The sequence below is a fragment of the Ensifer sp. Root31 genome (assembly GCF_001424825.1).
In the GTDB taxonomy this organism is placed as follows: Bacteria; Pseudomonadota; Alphaproteobacteria; order Rhizobiales; family Rhizobiaceae; genus Ensifer; species Ensifer canadensis.
In genome coordinates this window covers 541,151-556,713 of record NZ_LMCO01000001.1, presented here as the reverse complement: position 1 = coordinate 556,713, position 15,563 = coordinate 541,151, and the positions used below count along the sequence as shown (strand labels likewise).

General features: G+C 62.0%; 14 protein-coding genes. 8 read left to right on the top strand and 6 right to left on the bottom strand.

Annotation, left to right across the window (positions count from 1 at the left end):
- Positions 1-102: 102 nt before the first annotated feature.
- Together ASD00_RS02730 and ASD00_RS02725 are read left to right on the top strand one after the other, a co-directional pair.
- Positions 103-453, top strand: coding sequence for a MarR family winged helix-turn-helix transcriptional regulator (locus ASD00_RS02730; RefSeq protein WP_025425400.1), 351 nt, complete (start codon positions 103-105; stop codon positions 451-453).
- 6 nt (positions 454-459) lie between these two features.
- Positions 460-1,314, top strand: coding sequence for an NlpC/P60 family protein (locus ASD00_RS02725; RefSeq protein WP_025425401.1), 855 nt, complete (start codon positions 460-462; stop codon positions 1,312-1,314).
- A gap of 105 nt (positions 1,315-1,419) precedes the next feature.
- Here ASD00_RS02725 and ASD00_RS02720 read toward each other — a convergent pair whose 3' ends face one another.
- The 5 genes from ASD00_RS02720 to ASD00_RS02700 all read right to left on the bottom strand — a co-directional run bounded on the left by ASD00_RS02720 (position 1,420) and on the right by ASD00_RS02700 (position 8,294).
- Positions 1,420-2,379, bottom strand: coding sequence for a glyoxylate/hydroxypyruvate reductase A (locus tag ASD00_RS02720; protein WP_025425402.1), 960 nt, complete (start codon positions 2,377-2,379; stop codon positions 1,420-1,422).
- 10 nt (positions 2,380-2,389) lie between these two features.
- The gene (locus tag ASD00_RS02715) at positions 2,390-4,018 is read right to left on the bottom strand and encodes an ABC transporter ATP-binding protein (protein WP_025425403.1); all 1,629 of its coding nucleotides are present in this window, start codon (positions 4,016-4,018) and stop codon (positions 2,390-2,392) included.
- A gap of 8 nt (positions 4,019-4,026) precedes the next feature.
- Positions 4,027-5,169: an ABC transporter permease gene (locus ASD00_RS02710; protein ID WP_025425404.1), complete on the bottom strand. Its 1,143-nt coding sequence runs from the start codon at positions 5,167-5,169 to the stop codon at positions 4,027-4,029.
- Positions 5,169-6,251 carry a microcin C ABC transporter permease YejB gene (locus tag ASD00_RS02705; RefSeq protein ID WP_025425405.1) on the bottom strand — a complete coding sequence of 361 codons (1,083 nt, stop codon included), beginning with the start codon at positions 6,249-6,251 and terminating at the stop codon, positions 5,169-5,171. Before ASD00_RS02705 ends, ASD00_RS02710 begins: the two co-directional genes overlap by 1 nt.
- A gap of 183 nt (positions 6,252-6,434) precedes the next feature.
- The gene (locus ASD00_RS02700) at positions 6,435-8,294 is read right to left on the bottom strand and encodes an extracellular solute-binding protein (RefSeq protein ID WP_025425406.1); all 1,860 of its coding nucleotides are present in this window, start codon (positions 8,292-8,294) and stop codon (positions 6,435-6,437) included.
- 211 nt (positions 8,295-8,505) lie between these two features.
- Between ASD00_RS02700 and mepA the strand changes: the two genes are divergently transcribed.
- From mepA to ASD00_RS02670, 6 genes are all read left to right on the top strand, one after another.
- The gene (mepA, locus tag ASD00_RS02695; protein WP_025425407.1) at positions 8,506-9,561 is read left to right on the top strand and encodes a penicillin-insensitive murein endopeptidase; all 1,056 of its coding nucleotides are present in this window, start codon (positions 8,506-8,508) and stop codon (positions 9,559-9,561) included.
- A gap of 85 nt (positions 9,562-9,646) precedes the next feature.
- Positions 9,647-10,027: a methylglyoxal synthase gene (locus ASD00_RS02690; protein ID WP_025425408.1), complete on the top strand. Its 381-nt coding sequence runs from the start codon at positions 9,647-9,649 to the stop codon at positions 10,025-10,027.
- Positions 10,028-10,171: 144 nt separating this feature from the next.
- Positions 10,172-11,191, top strand: coding sequence for a glucokinase (locus ASD00_RS02685; protein WP_025425409.1), 1,020 nt, complete (start codon positions 10,172-10,174; stop codon positions 11,189-11,191).
- Between the two features lie 111 nt (positions 11,192-11,302).
- Entirely contained in the window at positions 11,303-13,105 is a 1,803-nt protein-coding gene (locus ASD00_RS02680; RefSeq protein ID WP_057204388.1) for an ABC transporter ATP-binding protein, read from the top strand.
- A gap of 25 nt (positions 13,106-13,130) precedes the next feature.
- Positions 13,131-13,949, top strand: coding sequence for a 4-hydroxy-tetrahydrodipicolinate reductase (dapB, locus tag ASD00_RS02675; RefSeq protein WP_025425411.1), 819 nt, complete (start codon positions 13,131-13,133; stop codon positions 13,947-13,949).
- A gap of 31 nt (positions 13,950-13,980) precedes the next feature.
- A complete protein-coding gene (locus ASD00_RS02670; protein ID WP_025425412.1) occupies positions 13,981-14,616 on the top strand; it encodes a 2,3-bisphosphoglycerate-dependent phosphoglycerate mutase in 636 nt (211 codons plus the stop codon).
- 51 nt (positions 14,617-14,667) lie between these two features.
- Here the strand turns inward: ASD00_RS02670 and ASD00_RS02665 are convergent, their stop codons facing one another.
- Entirely contained in the window at positions 14,668-15,540 is an 873-nt protein-coding gene (locus tag ASD00_RS02665) for a bifunctional helix-turn-helix domain-containing protein/methylated-DNA--[protein]-cysteine S-methyltransferase (RefSeq protein ID WP_025425413.1), read from the bottom strand.
- Positions 15,541-15,563 lie beyond the last annotated feature (23 nt).

The following is a 15,563-nucleotide window of genomic DNA, read 5'->3' as shown; positions in this document are numbered from 1 at the left end:
TCCCTTGGAAGTGTATTGGTCGCTGTCGTTCGTTGACTGTCTGTTTGAATCCTCGAACCGGAGAGCGATCGAGGGATTCATGCGGTTGCGCAGGAGTTGCCATTGCCGGTCGAGCTTACGCCCTCCCAGGCCCTCGGGCTCTGGCACATGGTATCGTTGGAACAGGTGCGGGTGGACGGTCGCGATCTGACGCTGCGCCAGATGGCGATCCTCTTGCAGATCTATCTCGTGCCGCCGCCCCACACCGTTCGTGGCCTTGCCGCAACCCTTGGCGTCACCAAGCCGGTGATCACGCGAGCACTCGATACCATGGGCGCCCTCGGCCTTGTCGACCGCGCCCGCGACGACCGCGATCGGCGCAACGTGGTCATCAAAAGGACAGTCGACGGTGCTCTCTATCTTGAAAAATTCGGCGATCTGATCATTGATCAGGGCCGCAAACAGCCTAAGTGAGTTGACATGTCGACACTTCCCGATCGCCGCCTGAATGCCTATCGAGCCGACCTCGCCGAAAGCCGCCTTCGCGGTGTCGTGGAGGCCGAGCGCTATGTCGAGGGAAGCGTTGCCCGCGTCTCCGTGCCGGTAACGCCGCTCAGGGCAAAGCCCGATCTTGCCTGCGGTACCGATACCGAACTGCTGCTCGGCGAATCGGTTCGGGTGCTCGATACCAACGAGAGCTGGTGCTGGGTGAAGGCGGATCTCGACGGCTATGTCGGCTACCTTCCGGAATATTGCCTTGCGCCGGTGGTCAAGAGCCCGACGCACATCGTCTCGGCCCCGCGCACCTTCGTCTATTCCGGTCATGACTTGCGTTTTCCGACTGTTTATCCGTTGTCGATGGGCAGCCGTCTCAGCGTTGTCGACGAGCGCGAGACCCGTGGCACGCGCTACTTCCTGCTCGACGGCGGCCAGGCGGTGATCGCCAACCATTGCATCGAGGTCGGCAGCGTCGTGCCCGGAGACTATGTCTCGGTTGCCGCCCGCTTCGTCGAAACTCCCTATCTCTGGGGCGGTCGTTCCGGTTTCGGCATTGATTGTTCCGGCCTTGTGCAGCTGTCGATGATGATGGTCGGCAAGCTCGCCCCGCGCGACTCCGACATGCAGGCTGCAGGCTTGGGAACGCCGATCGCCCGTGAGGAGCTTAGGCGCGGCGACCTCGTCTTCTGGAAGGGCCACGTTGCGCTGATGGAAGACGACGAAACGCTGATCCATGCCAACGGCCATACGATGACCGTTGCCCGCGAGGGACTGGAAGCGTCGATCGAACGCATCGGTTGGCTCTACGACCAGCCGACGGGCTATCGCCGCCCTTAAGCATTTCCAGGAAAAGTGCGAAGCGGTTTTCCGTCAGGTAATGCGCAAAAACAAAGAGATAGAGGGTTTGGGCGGCTCTCTCGAGGCCGGAAGCGTTCTAAGCGCTCAGTAGCCGGCTAATTTATCGACGACGTGCTGCAAAGGTTGCCCGCTTTCGAGGCGGGCGATCTGCTGTTCGACGTGGCGGAACAGCGCCTTGACGTCGGACGAAGCTGCGACATGCGGCGTTACATAGACATTCGGCATCTGCCAGAAGCGGCTTTCTGGCGAAAGCGGCTCCTGCTCGAAAACGTCAAGGGACGCTGCGCCGAGAAGGCCCGAATCGAGTGAGCTCAAGATATCGGTTTCGACCTGGCTGCCGCCGCGGCCGCCATTGATGAAGACCGGGGCGCCAAAGGGGCCGTTGCGGCTCAGCTTGGCAAAAAGTCCGGCATTGAAGATGCCGCGGGTCTCCGGCGTCAGCGGCAACAGGCCAACCAGGAAGTCCGTGCGCGCCAGGAAGGCGTCCAGCTCGTCACCGCCATAGGTCTCGATGCCGTCGATCGCCTTCGTGCTGCGCGACCAGCCGACGACCTTGAAGCCCAAGGCCGAAAGCTTACGGGCCGCATCCTGTCCAAGCACGCCCATGCCCATGATGCCGACGGTAATGTCCGCCGCCTCGGGTTGGGAAAGGTCGCGCCACTCCCGCTTTGCCGCCAGCGCCTCATAGGTGCTGTGCTGGCGCAGATGCATGAGGCATTGCATCACCACCCATTCGCTCATGCGTGTCGTCAGGCTGCGATCGACGAAGCGCACAAGCGGCACATCCGGCAATCCCGGCAGCGTCAGGACATGGTCGACGCCGGCGCCGCCGGAGAACACCACCTTGAGATCCGGCGCTCTCTCGAAAAGGTCCGGTGCCGATTTCCACACGACGGCATAGTCGATATCAGAGAGATCGCGATTGTCGTGGATGGCATCGGCTCGGTTGATCACCTCCCGGTCCGGGAAGGCGCCCTTCAGGGCTGCCGCAACCTCCTCGGGAATGAACTTCAGATCGATGATGACGGAGCTTTTCGAGGGCATTGTTAGGACTCTACTGGCGGATGGCGGACAGGTTGACGGCTTCGAGGTTGAAGGCTGCCGCCATCAGGGCCTTGGTATAATCCTCCTGCGGCGCATTGAAGATGCGCTCCGCCGGGCCCTGCTCGACGACCTTGCCCATGCGCATCACGATCATCTCGTTGGCAAGCGCCCGCACAACCTTGAGGTCGTGGCTGATGAAGAGATAGGCGAGGTCGTGCTTGTGCTGCAGGTCGCGCAGCAGGTCGACCACCTGCGCCTGGACGCTCATGTCGAGCGCCGAGGTCGGCTCATCCAGCATCACGAATTTCGGCTTCAGTACCATCGCACGCGCAATCGCGATGCGCTGCCGTTGGCCGCCGGAGAATTCGTGCGGATAGCGCCAGCGGGTGGCGGGGTCGAGCCCCACTTCCTCGAGCGCTGCGGCGACGCGTTGATCGCGCTCGTTGTCCGACAGCGCGCTCTCGTGGATTTTCAGCCCTTCGGCGATGATGTCGGAAATCGACATGCGCGGGCTCAGAGAACCGTAAGGGTCCTGGAAGACGACCTGCATCCGGTTTCGAAGCGGCCGCATTTCGCGGAAGCTGTAGGCGGCGATGTCCTTGCCGACGAAGGCGATCCGTCCCTTGGACGATATCAGCCGCGTCAGCGCCAGACCGAGCGTCGTCTTGCCGGAACCCGATTCGCCGACGACGCCGAGCGTCTGGCCGGCGCGCAGCTTAAGGTCGATGCCGTCGACCGCCTTCACGTGGTCGACGACCTTGCGCAGGAAGCCGGCCTTGATCGGAAACCAAACCTTCACATCAGCCGCTTCCATGACGACTGGCTTGGAGGCGTCCGAAAGCGGCGGGTTACCCCTTGGCTCGGATGCGAGCAGGTGGCGGGTATAGGCATGCTGTGGATTGGCAAAGATCTCGGCGGTCGGCCCGGTCTCGACGATCTTGCCCTTGGTCATCACGCAGACCCTGTCTGCGATTTTTCGCACGATGCCGAGGTCATGGGTGATGAACAGCATCGACATGCCGTGCTCGTCTTTCAGCGTTTTCAAGAGTTCGAGGATCTGGGCCTGCACCGTGACGTCGAGCGCCGTCGTCGGCTCGTCGGCGATCAAAAGCTCCGGCCGGTTGGCGAGCGCCATGGCGATCATCACGCGCTGGCGCTGGCCACCGGAAAGCTCGTGAGGATAGGCGCCAAGCCGCTTCTCCGGCTCGCGGATGCCGACCTGGTTCAAGAGCTCGAGAATTCTCGTGCGCGCCGCGGCTCCTTCCAGTCCCTGATGCAGCTCCAGGATCTCGCCGATCTGCCGTTCGATCGGATGCAGCGGATTGAGCGATGTCATCGGCTCCTGGAAGATCATCGTGATGTCGTTGCCGCGCACATGGCGCAGCTCCGCATCGCTGGCCTTCAGCAGGTCCTTGCCGTTGAAGTGGATTTCGCCGCTCGGATGGCTTGCCGAAGGGTAGGGCAGGAGCTTCAGAATCGAGTTGGCGGACACGGACTTGCCGGAGCCGGACTCACCGACAAGCGCAACCGTTTCGCCGCGCTTGATGTCGAAGGAAATGCTATCGACCGCAAGCGAGGTGTTACCGCCCTGATGGAAAGCGACCGACAGATCGCGGACGGAGAGAATGGGATCGGTCATCGTCGCGCTCACCGGAATGTCTTTCTCGGGTCGAAGGCATCGCGGGTCGCTTCGCCGACGAAGATCAGCAGCGACAGCATCACCGACATGACGCAGAAGGCCGTCAGCCCGAGCCAGGGCGCCTGCAGATTGGATTTGCCCTGCGCGATCATCTCGCCAAGGGAAGGCGAGCCCGGCGGCATGCCGAAGCCGAGGAAGTCGAGCGAGGTCAGCGTGGTGATCGAGCCAGAAAGGATGAACGGCAGGAAGGTCAGGGTCGCCACCATCGCGTTCGGCAGCAGGTGACGGTACATGATCGTGCCGTTGCCGACGCCAAGCGCGCGCGCTGCATTCACATATTCGAAGTTGCGTGCCCGCAGGAACTCGGCGCGCACGACGCCGACAAAGCCGACCCAGGAAAACAAGAGCATGATGCCGAGCAGGATGAAGAAGCCCGGCGGCAGGATCGCGGCGATGATCAAGAGAATGTAGAGCACCGGCATCGACGACCAGATCTCGATGAAGCGCTGCATCAAGAGGTCGGTCCAGCCGCCGAAATAGCCCTGCACTGCGCCGGCCGTCACGCCGATGATCGCGGAGGCGATGGTGAGTACCAGCCCGAAGAGCACCGAGATGCGGAAGCCGTAGATCATGCGCGCCGTCACGTCGCGCGCCTGGTCGTCGGTGCCGAGCCAGTTGAGGTTGCCGGCAATGCAGTTGCGGTCGGCGGTGCCTTCCGGATAGGCCGAGCAGCGTTCCTCCGTGCTCATCAGCCAGAAGGGCTTTGTCGGCGCCGAATGCGGAATGTTCGAGTTGACCGTCTGGTAGGAGTAGCGGATCGGCGGCCAGATCATCCAGCCGTTGCCCTCGATCTCGTCGCGAATGTAGTCGGAGCGATAGTCGGTCTCGGCAAGGAAGCCGCCGAACTTCTCCTCCGGATAGTTGACCACCGCAGGAAACAGGATCTCGCCCTTGTAGGAGGCGATGATCGGCTTGTCGTTGGCGATGAATTCGGCAAACAGGCTGAGCACGAACAGCAGAAGGAACAGCCAGAGCGACCAGTAGCCGCGCCGGTTCGCCTTGAAGTTCTGCCAGCGCCGCTTGTTGACCGGCGACAGCCAGCCACGCGGCGGGGCGGCAACCTGGGTGGGGGCAGTGGTTACGGTGCTCATCACACGTCCCTCCGCTCGAAATCGATGCGCGGATCGACCCAGGTGTAGATGAGGTCGGAGAGCAGGCTGACGAGCAGCCCCATCAGCGAGAAGATGAACAGCGTCGCAAAGACGATCGGATAGTCGCGCTTGACGACGGAATCATAGCCGAGCCGCCCAAGGCCATCGAGCGAGAAGATATATTCGATCAACAGCGAACCGGTGAAGAAGGCCGAGATGAAGGCGCTCGGGAAACCGGCGATGATGATCAGCATAGCGTTGCGGAAGACGTGGCCGTAGAGCACCTGACGGTCATTCAGGCCCTTGGCGCGCGCCGTCGTCACATACTGCTTCTTGATCTCGTCGATGAACGAATTCTTGGTCAAGAGCGTCGTTGTCGCGAAGGCCGAAAGCAAAAGCGTGATCAGCGGCAGCGTCATGTGCCAGAAGTAGTCGAGGATCTTCTGCCACCAGGGCAGTTGCCAGAAATTGTCGGAAACGATGCCGCGCAGCGGAAACCAGTCGAGGAACGAGCCGCCGGCAAAGACGACGATCAGCAGGATGCCGAAAAGGAAGCTCGGAACGGCATAGCCGACGATGATGATGCCCGAGGTCCAGATGTCGAAGGTCGATCCATCAGACACCGCCTTCTTGATGCCGAGCGGGATCGAGATCGCGTAGGAAAACAGCAGGATCCAGAGCCCCAGCGAGATCGAGACCGGCATCTTCTCCTTGATCAGATCGATGACCGACGTGTTGCGGAAGAAGCTCTCGCCGAAGTCGAAGCGGATATAGTCCCACATCATCGTGCCGAAGCGTTCGAGCGGCGGCTTGTCGAAGCCGAACTGTTTTTCGAGCTTGGCGATGAATTCCGGGTCGAGCCCCTGGGCGCCTCGGTACTGGCCGCCTTGATCGCCACCGGTCTGCATCAGGTCGCCGCTGCTGCCGCTCAGCCGGTCGGAGCCGCCGGCGTTCGTCAGGTCCGAAATCACCTGTTCGACCGGTCCGCCGGGCGCAAACTGAATGACTGTGAAAGAAATCGCCATGATCCCGATGATCGTCGGGATCATCAGCAGCAGGCGTCGCAGGATATAGGCACCCATCAGGCCAGCCTTTCGATCGACGTGTTGCCGGTGGCCCGGACCCGCGAAGCGTCGGCGTGCGCCCTATGGTGTCTCAATCCTCACGTCTCCTTGCGGCTTTCAGGCCCAAGCCGGGCCTATATTCGTTTTCAGTGATTCGTTTTTCTGCATTTGGAATCGAGACGGCATCCAAGTGCAAGGGCTTCATTTGGCCGTGGCGTTTTTCGACCACCAGACATCCGGGAAGCCGGTGCCGTAATAGGGCAGCTCCTGCGGATGGGCGAGGTGGTTCCAATAGGCCACGCGGACCGCCTTGGAATAGAAGAGCGGCACGACATAGTTATGGGAGAGGAGAACGCGGTCGAGCGCCCGTGTCGTCGCAACCAGTTCCTCGCGGTTCGGCGCGAAGATGATCCTTCGGATCAGCTCGTCGATCGCTGGATCGGCAATGCCGGCATAGTTTCTCGATCCCGGCTGGTTGACCGAGCTCGAGCCCCAAATGTCGATCTGTTCGTTTCCTGGCACCAGGGACTGCGCCCAGATGCCATAGATCATGTCATAGTCGAAGCTTCTGACGCGATTGGTGTATTGCGAATCGTCGACGGTGCGGATGCGGGCATCGATGCCGATTTTCTTGACGCTGTTAATGAATGGCGTGACCGTGCGCTCGAAGGATGGGTTGGACAGAAGCAGCTCGAAGCCGAAGGGTTCGCCGGTCTTGACGTTGACCAACCGGTTGCCCTTGAGCTCGTAGCCCGCCTCCTTGAACAGGTCGAGCGCCTTGCGCAAGTTGCCGCGCACCTTCTGCGGGTCGCCGTTGATGGGGTTCACATAGGGCGTGGTGAAGACTTCGGCCGGAACCTTGTCCTTCAGCTCCTCCAGGATTGCCTTTTCGCGGCCCTCGGGAAGCTTGGAGGAGGCAAGCTCGGTGCCCCAGAAATAGCTGTCGACACGCTGATAGGCGTTGTAGGCGAGATTGCGGTTGAGATCCTCGAAGTCGAAGGCGTAGTTCAGCGCCTCGCGCACCCGCTGATCCCTAAACTTCTCGCGGCGCATGTTCGGCACCAGCGCCTGCATGACCCCGGTTGCGCGCAGCGGATTCTCGATCTCCTCGCGGATCACACGGCCGTCCTTCATGGCCGGAAAGTCGTAGGCGGTCGCCCAATGGCTCGCGCTGCTGTCTCGGTAGAAATCGACGTTGCCGGCGCGAAAAGCCTCGAATTCCACGTTTCTGTCGCTAAAGAAGGCATAGGTGATCGTGCTGAAATTGTATTGTCCGACATTGACGTTGAGGTTCTTGCCCCAATAGTCGTCCCTGAGCTCGAAGCGGATCGAGCCACCCGCCTGGAAAGAGGCGATCTTGTAGGGGCCGGAGCCCATCACCGGTTCCAGCGTTGTGCGGGAGATATCGCGCTTGTTGCCCTTGGCGTCCTGCCCCTCCCACCAGTGCTTCGGAACGATCGGGAACTGGCCGAGAATGTTCGGCAGTTCGTGGTTGTTCTTCTCGTCAAAGCGGAAGGTGATATCGCGCTCGCCGGTCTTTTCCGCTGAAACCACGTGGCGGTAATAGTTGGACTGGAGTGGATTGTGCTCCTTCGCCATGTTGAGGGAGAAGATGACATCCTCCGGGGTCACCGGCGTTCCGTCGGCCCACTTGGCCTCCGCACGCAGGCGAAAAGTGGCAGACGAGATATCGTCGGGATAGGAGACGCCCTCGGCAAGCAGGCCGTATGCGGTGGTGATTTCATCCTCGGCGGTTTTCAACAGCGTATCGAAGACCAGGGACGAAACGCCGGTCGCCGCTTCGCCCTTGGCGAGGATGGGGTTGAACGTGTCAAACGTGCCGTTTTCCGAGAGCCGCAGCTCGCCGCCTTTCGGTGCGTCCGGATTGACGTAGTCGAAGCGGGCGAAGCCATCCTTATGTTTTGGCTCACCGATCGACGACGTACCATTGCGCCAGACGGGCTGTTCTTCGGCATTCGATGCAGGGGGAAGGAGAAGAAGCGCTGCTGTCAGAAGCGAGGCCGCGAGGCCAGGTTTCACGGTCCTGCAGAAGTTTGGCATCCAGCCGGTACCCCTATATTCCAATGTTCTTTTTTGAAAGCATAGGCGAAATCGGGGCAATTGACAGGCACCGCCGCAAATCAGGCGAAATTTTTGCGTCACATCCCGGTGATTCACAAGGCTGAGGCAAAGACCGCGCCTTAGGATGGGGGTTCATCGGACACGGCGCGTCGGCGTCGGGGTCTGCGGGACATGAACGGGACGAAATGACATGGTTGCTCCACTTCAACGTTGCGGCTCGGCGCTTCTGGCGCTGTTGCTCGGAACGAGTTTCTTGATCGCCGATGCTGCCAGGGCCGACGACACGCCGGCAAAGACGCTTTTCGGCGCCAAGACGCTGCCGGCTCAGATGGCGCCTTCGTCCTATGGCTTCTATGCGAAGGGCTGCCTTGCCGGCGGCGTCGCGATCCCGACGGATGGTCCCACCTGGCAGGCGATGCGGCTGTCGCGCAACCGGCGCTGGGGCCATCCCCAGATGATCGCACTGATCGAACAATTCTCCCATGATGCCGCCGAAAAGGTCGGCTGGCCGGGTCTGCTTCTCGGCGATATCTCGCAGCCGCGTGGCGGACCGATGATCTCCGGCCACGCCTCGCACCAGATCGGTCTCGATGCCGATATCTGGCTGACGCCGATGCCGCAGAGGACGCTGACGGGCCGGGAGCGGGAAGACATCTCCGCAACGTCGATGCTGCAGAAGAACAAGTTTCTGACCGTCGACCCATCGATCTGGACGCCGGCGCATGCCCGGCTGATCATGCTGGCCGCCAGTTACCCGCAGGTCGAACGGGTCTTCGTCAATCCGGCGATCAAGAAGAAGCTCTGCGACACCTGGAACGGTGACCGTTCTGCGCTCGGCAAGGTCCGGCCGATCTATGGCCACGACTACCATTTCCACATCCGCATCAAATGCCCGGCAGGCTCGAAGACCTGCAAGGACCAGGCGGCCGTCCCGGCCGGCGATGGCTGCGACAAATCGCTGGCCTGGTGGTTTACAGATGAACCATGGGCAAAGCCGAAGAAGAAGCCGGGCGAAAAGCCGGTGAAGCCCCGGTTGACGACCATGGCCGATCTGCCGAAGGCCTGCACCCTGGTGCTGAACGGACCGGCCCCGGCCACCGAGCAGGATGCGACCTTCGGCATGGCCTATCGCGCTGCGTCGCCAGTGCCTGCCGAACAGGGCATCGAGCAGGTGATCGGCAATGCCGCAGCCGATTTGCCGCCAGCCGACATTCCCGTTCCCCTGGCGCGCCCGACGCTGCAGTAGCCGTCTCGGCTTGCGCCTTTTCAATCTTGCCGGGCTCATGTATACGGCCATCAAATCGATTTAAATTTGCTGGCGGGGATACGGCATGGCGGATCGGAAATGCGTTGCCCTGATCGCTCACGATCAGAAGAAGGATGATCTCGCCGCGTTTACCAAGGCAAACGAAGCGGTCTTCGCGCAATGGAAGATCGTTGCCACGGGCACGACTGGCGGCCGCGTTCTCGATGTTTGTCCCAGCCTCGATATCACGCGCCTGAAAAGCGGTCCGCTCGGCGGCGACCAGCAGATCGGCGCGATGATCGCCACCGGCGATATCCAGCTTCTGATCTTCTTCGTCGATCCGCTGACGGCGATGCCGCACGATGTTGACGTCAAGGCGTTGATGCGGCTTGCGATCGTCTACGATATTCCGATGGCGCTCAATCGCGCAACGGCGGAGCAGTTGATCGACTTCAACCACAACTGATACTGCATGAATCCTTAAATCGGATTCGATCTAAGGATTCATGCAGCAAGTTTAAGTGCTACAGCGTCCTTTGCGCGTCATATTTGACGCGCGGCGCTGTAGAGAATTCGAAACCTCACGGCGACGATCAGGATGGACAGTGTGATGCCCGGTGCGAGTGACAACAGTTTTTCCTTTCCGATCCTGATCGGCGACATCGGCGGCACCAATGCCCGCTTCGCTTTGCTGCTCGATGCCTTTGCCGAGCCGAAGCAGCTGCCGCCGATCAAGACCGGCGATTTCGAGACGATCGAGGAAGCGTTGCAGAAGAGCATCCTCGACAAGACCTCGGTCCAGCCGCGGTCGGCGATCCTCGCCGTCGCCGGCCCGATCAAGGGCGACGAGATTCCGCTGACCAATGCCGGCTGGGTGTTACGCCCCAAGGACATGCTGTCGGGCCTCGGCCTTGAGGACGTCCTGATCATCAACGATTTCGAGGCGCAGGCGCTGGCCGTCGCCGCCCCGGCTGCCGAAGATCTGGTGAAGATCGGTGGCGGCAGCGTTCGCCCGCTGACCTCCCGCGTCGTTCTCGGTCCGGGTACCGGACTCGGTGTCGGCGGCCTGGTCTTCGCGCAGCACACCTGGTTTCCGGTGCCCGGCGAAGGCGGTCATGTCGATATCGGCCCGCGAACCGAGCGCGACTTCCAGATCTGGCCTTTCCTGGAGCCGATCGAGGGGCGCATGGCCGGCGAGCAGATCCTCTGCGGTCGCGGCATCATGAATCTTTATCGGGCCGTTTGCGCCGCCAATGGCGAAGAACCGGTCCTGAACGATCCGGCCGAGGTCACCACAGCAGCACTTGCCGACAACAACCCCGCCGCGGTCGAGAGTATATCGCTGTTTTCGACCTATCTCGGTCGCGTGGCCGGCGACATGGCGCTGATTTTCATGGCGCGCGGCGGTGTGTTTCTGGCCGGTGGCATTTCGCAAAAGATCCTGCCGGCGCTGCAAAAACCGGAATTCCGGGCCGCCTTCGAAGACAAGGCGCCGCATTCCGCGCTGATGAAGACCATCCCGACCTTCGCGGTCATTCATCCGATGGCGGCACTGTCGGGTTTGGCAGCTTTCGCGCGCACGCCGAGAGACTTCGGTGTTGCAACGGAGGGACGCCGCTGGCGAAGCTGATGGCGGCGGCGTGCGCAAAGACTCGCCAAAGCGACATCAAAGCACTATAGAGCCCGAGAAAGGTAGTGTCGGCGTCCGACTTACCGCGCAGGCTCAGGGAAGACAGGCTTTTTGAGCGCCAGAGATAGAAAACAGCACGCTGTCGATTCTGACACGATCAGCGGAATCTTGAAGCGGGTCATCGCAGAAAACGGTCGCGATCATATCCGCGGCTACGTCTTTGCCATTGCGTGCCTGGCTGTCGTCGCCGTGACGACCGGCTTTACCGCCTCGATCATGGAGACCGTGATCAACGAGGCTTTTGCCAACAGAAATGCGGGTATCGTGCTGCTGGTGTGCGGTTCGATCTTTGGCGCGTTCGTGTTGCGCGGCTTTGCCACCTACGGCCAGGCGGTCGCCTTGTCGAAGATCGGCAACAATATCGTCGCGCGCTACCAGCGCCGGCTCTATGCGCATCTGATGGCACTGAGCGTCGGTTACTTCAACGAGACACGCTCGGCGCAGCTCGCTGCCCAGATCAGCCAGAATGTCAGCGGCATTCGGGACGTGCTCAATCTGACCGTCACTTCGATCGCCCGTGATCTCCTGACCCTGATCGGGCTCGTCGGCGTGATGTTCGCCAAGGATTGGCTGCTGTCGATCATCGTCTTCGTGGCAGCGCCGCCGTTGCTGCTGGGCCTGCGCTACGTTTCCAGGCGCTTGCGCTCGGCGACGCGTGAATCCATCGAGGTCAACAGCCGTGTCCTCGGTGCCATGCAGGAGACGATCCAGGGCATTTCCATCGTCAAGGCATTCACGATGGAGCGCGAACTGCGCGGCAAGGTCGAAGCGATCATCGAGCGGGCCGAAAACCGGGCCAACCGGATTGCGCGCTTGAGCGAACGCACCGCGCCGATGACCGAAACCTTTGCGGGTCTCGCGATTTCCTGCGTGCTTGCCTATTCCGCGTTCCGCGCGATTTATGCCGGCGTACCGCCGGGAGCCTTCTTCGCCTTCGTCGTCGCTCTGTTGATGGCCTATGACCCGGCCCGACGCCTGGCGCGCCTGCAGGTTTCGCTGGAACGTGCCGCGGTCAACGCCCGCATGGTCTACGAAATCCTCGACACGGTGCCGCATCAGCGTGACAAGCCGGATGCAAAGCAGCTCGAGTTCCACGGTGCAAACGTCGAGCTGCGCGATGTGCGCTTCCGCTACGCCAATGGCGACGAGATTCTGAAGGGCGTCAGCTTTGTCGCCGAAGGCGGCAAGACCACTGCGCTTGTCGGCCCGTCCGGGGCCGGAAAGTCGACGGTCATCAGCCTTGTTCCGCGGTTCTACGATCCGGCCTCCGGCCAGATTCTGATCGACGGGCAGGACATCGCCGACGTCACCAAGCAGTCGCTGCGCAATGGCATCGCCTATGTCTCGCAGCAGCCCTATCTTTTCGAAGGCTCTATCCGCGACAACATCCGCTATGGCCGCCCGGACGCGACCGATGCGGAAATCGAGGAAGCCGCGCGTCTGGCCTATGCGCATGACTTCATCCTCACCCAGCCGCAGGGTTACGACACCCCGGTTGGCGAAAACGGGGTCACGATGTCCGGTGGCCAGAGGCAGCGTCTGTCGATCGCCCGCGCGTTGGTGCGCAATGCACCGATCCTGCTGCTCGACGAGGCAACCTCGGCGCTCGACACCGAGTCGGAGGCCGCGGTGCAGAAGGCGCTCGACGAGGCGATGCACGGACGCACGGTCATCGTCATCGCCCACCGTCTGTCCACGGTCGTCAATGCCGACAAGATCATCGTCATGAAGGACGGTCTCGTCGTCGAGGAAGGCACGCACGAGGATCTTGCGCGCCGCCAGGACGGTCTCTACGCTCGCCTGCACAATCTCCAGGGCAAGGCCCCAGAGGCGTCGGCCGACGCCGAAATCTAAACATGAGCTGGAAGGAATATCGCCGATGAGCACGACGGACATGAAGCTTGTGGTCGTCGGCGCGGCCGGTCGCATGGGCCAGACGCTGATCCGTATGGTTCACGGCATGGACGGCGTCCGCCTGCATGCGGCCGTCGAACGTCCAGGCTCACCCTTCGTCGGCCGTGACGCGGGCGAACTCGCCGGGCTCGGACCGATCGGCATCGCGATCACCGACAAGCCGCTCGAAGCTTTTGTCGAAGCCGAAGGCGTGCTCGATTTCACGTCGCCGGCCGGCACCGTCGAATTTGCCGGCCTCGCCGCACAGGCACGCATCGTGCATGTGATCGGCACCACCGGCTGCGGGGCGGATGACGACGCGAAGATCCGCGCTGCCGCGCGTCATGCCCGCATCGTCAAGTCGGGCAATATGAGTCTCGGCGTCAATCTTCTCGGCGTGCTGACGGAGAAGGCGGCGCGTGCTCTCGGGCCTGCTGCCTGGGACATCGAAATCCTCGAAATGCACCATAAGCACAAGGTGGATGCCCCCTCCGGCACGGCACTGCTCCTTGGCGAAGCGGCGGCGAGGGGGCGCAGCATTGCGCTGTCTGAAAATTCCGTGCGCGTCCGTGACGGCCACACCGGCGCCCGCCCGCAAGGCACGATCGGTTTTGCGACGCTGCGCGGCGGCTCGGTGATCGGCGAACACTCGGTCATTCTCGCCGGAGAAGGCGAACAGGTGACGCTGTCCCACAGCGCCACCGACCGTTCCATCTTCGCGCGGGGCGCCATTACCGCAGCACTCTGGGCACGCGACCAGAAACCCGGCTTCTACTCCATGCTCGATGTTCTCGGGCTCAACTGACACCATCTCTATCGTCTCAAGGGGAAATCATATGAGCGGCACCCTCGTCCTTGTCCGGCATGGCCAGAGCGACTGGAACCTGAAGAACCTGTTCACCGGCTGGCGCGATCCTGACCTGACCGAGCTTGGCGTCGAAGAAGCCAAGGCTGGCGGCAAGGCGCTCGCCGACTACGGCATCAAGTTCGACATCGCCTTCACCTCGTCGCTGATCCGCGCCCAGCGCACCTGCCAGTTCGTGCTCGACGCCGTCGGCCAGCCGTCACTCGAAACCATCCGCGATCAGGCGCTGAATGAGCGCGACTATGGTGACCTCTCCGGCCTCAACAAGGATGATGCCCGCGAGAAGTGGGGCGAAGAGCAGGTGCATATCTGGCGCCGTTCCTACGACATTTCGCCGCCGGGCGGCGAAAGCCTGCGCGACACCGGCGCCCGCGTATGGCCCTACTACCTGACGGATATCCTGCCGCGCGTGCTGGCCGGCGAGAAGGTTCTCGTTGCCGCGCATGGCAACTCGCTGCGCTCGCTCGTCATGGTTCTCGACCGGTTGACGAAGGAAGAGATCCTGAAGCTCAATCTCGCGACCGGTGTGCCGATGGTCTACAAGCTCAACGCCAATTCGACGGTCGCTTCCAAGGAAGTGCTCGGCGATATGTCGGCTGCCCATTAAGGCAAACTGCAGAGCAAACAAAAGGGGCGCCGGTCGCCCCTTTTTTCGTTCTCAGGCCTTGCCGGCTTCCCATCCGAGGATTGCGCGCTTGCGCGTCAGCCCCCAGTGATAGCCCGTGAGATCGCCGCTCTTGCCGAGCGCCCGGTGACAGGGAACGACGAACGAGATCGGGTTACGGCCGACGGCTGCCCCGACGGCGCGTGAGGCGGTCGGCTGGCCGATCTCGCCGGCGATGGTCGAATAGGTCGTGGCGCGGCCGAGCGGGATCTTCAAGAGCGCCTGCCAGACCCGGATCTGAAAATCGGAGCCGATCAGGAAGATGCGCAAGGGCTCTCCGGCGCACCAGCGTTCAGGATCGAAAATGCGCGCCGCATAACGCGCCGTGGCCGCGCTGTCCTCGACATAGGTGGCGTTCGGCCAGCGATGCGCCATATCCTCGAAACTCTCGTGCTCGCCGCCGCCATCGGCGAAGGCAAGGCCGGCAAGACCTCGATCGGTGATCATCACCAGCGCCGTGCCGAAGGGGGAGGGGTGGTAGCCGTAGCGGATGGTGAGGCCCGCGCCGCGCGCCTTCCATTCGCCCGGCGACATCGCCTCATGGGTGACGAAGAGGTCGTGCAGCCGGCTCGGGCCGGAAAGCCCGATCTCGATGCTGGTCTCCAAGAGTGGCATGTCTTCCTGGCGCAGCAAGCGCTTGGCATGGTCGAGCGTGACCGCCTGCAGGAACGCCTTCGGCGACAGCCCGGCCCAGCGGGTAAAGACCTTCTGCAGTTGCGTCGGCGACTGCTTCAGACGCTTCGCGATCGCTTCAAGCGAAGGCTGCTCGCGATACTCTTCGGTGAGCATCTCGATCACATTTCTCACCGTGTCGTAATCGGTGCCATCAGGCGTGATGTCGGTGGGGAGGGTTGTCGCAATGTTCATCGGTCATCTCCTGTCGTGACACA

Excerpts from the sequence above, each read along its gene's own strand:
- ASD00_RS02725 (WP_025425401.1), top strand. The coding sequence starts at position 460 with ATGTCGACACTTCCCGATCGCCGCCTGAATGCCTATCGAGCCGACCTC.
- ASD00_RS02720 (WP_025425402.1), bottom strand. The coding sequence starts at position 2,379 with ATGCCCTCGAAAAGCTCCGTCATCATCGATCTGAAGTTCATTCCCGAG.
- ASD00_RS02715 (WP_025425403.1), bottom strand. The coding sequence starts at position 4,018 with ATGACCGATCCCATTCTCTCCGTCCGCGATCTGTCGGTCGCTTTCCAT.
- ASD00_RS02710 (WP_025425404.1), bottom strand. The coding sequence starts at position 5,169 with ATGAGCACCGTAACCACTGCCCCCACCCAGGTTGCCGCCCCGCCGCGT.
- ASD00_RS02705 (WP_025425405.1), bottom strand. The coding sequence starts at position 6,251 with ATGGGTGCCTATATCCTGCGACGCCTGCTGCTGATGATCCCGACGATC.
- ASD00_RS02700 (WP_025425406.1), bottom strand. The coding sequence starts at position 8,294 with ATGCCAAACTTCTGCAGGACCGTGAAACCTGGCCTCGCGGCCTCGCTT.
- mepA (WP_025425407.1), top strand. The coding sequence starts at position 8,506 with ATGGTTGCTCCACTTCAACGTTGCGGCTCGGCGCTTCTGGCGCTGTTG.
- ASD00_RS02690 (WP_025425408.1), top strand. The coding sequence starts at position 9,647 with ATGGCGGATCGGAAATGCGTTGCCCTGATCGCTCACGATCAGAAGAAG.
- ASD00_RS02685 (WP_025425409.1), top strand. The coding sequence starts at position 10,172 with ATGCCCGGTGCGAGTGACAACAGTTTTTCCTTTCCGATCCTGATCGGC.
- dapB (WP_025425411.1), top strand. The coding sequence starts at position 13,131 with ATGAGCACGACGGACATGAAGCTTGTGGTCGTCGGCGCGGCCGGTCGC.
- ASD00_RS02670 (WP_025425412.1), top strand. The coding sequence starts at position 13,981 with ATGAGCGGCACCCTCGTCCTTGTCCGGCATGGCCAGAGCGACTGGAAC.
- ASD00_RS02665 (WP_025425413.1), bottom strand. The coding sequence starts at position 15,540 with ATGAACATTGCGACAACCCTCCCCACCGACATCACGCCTGATGGCACC.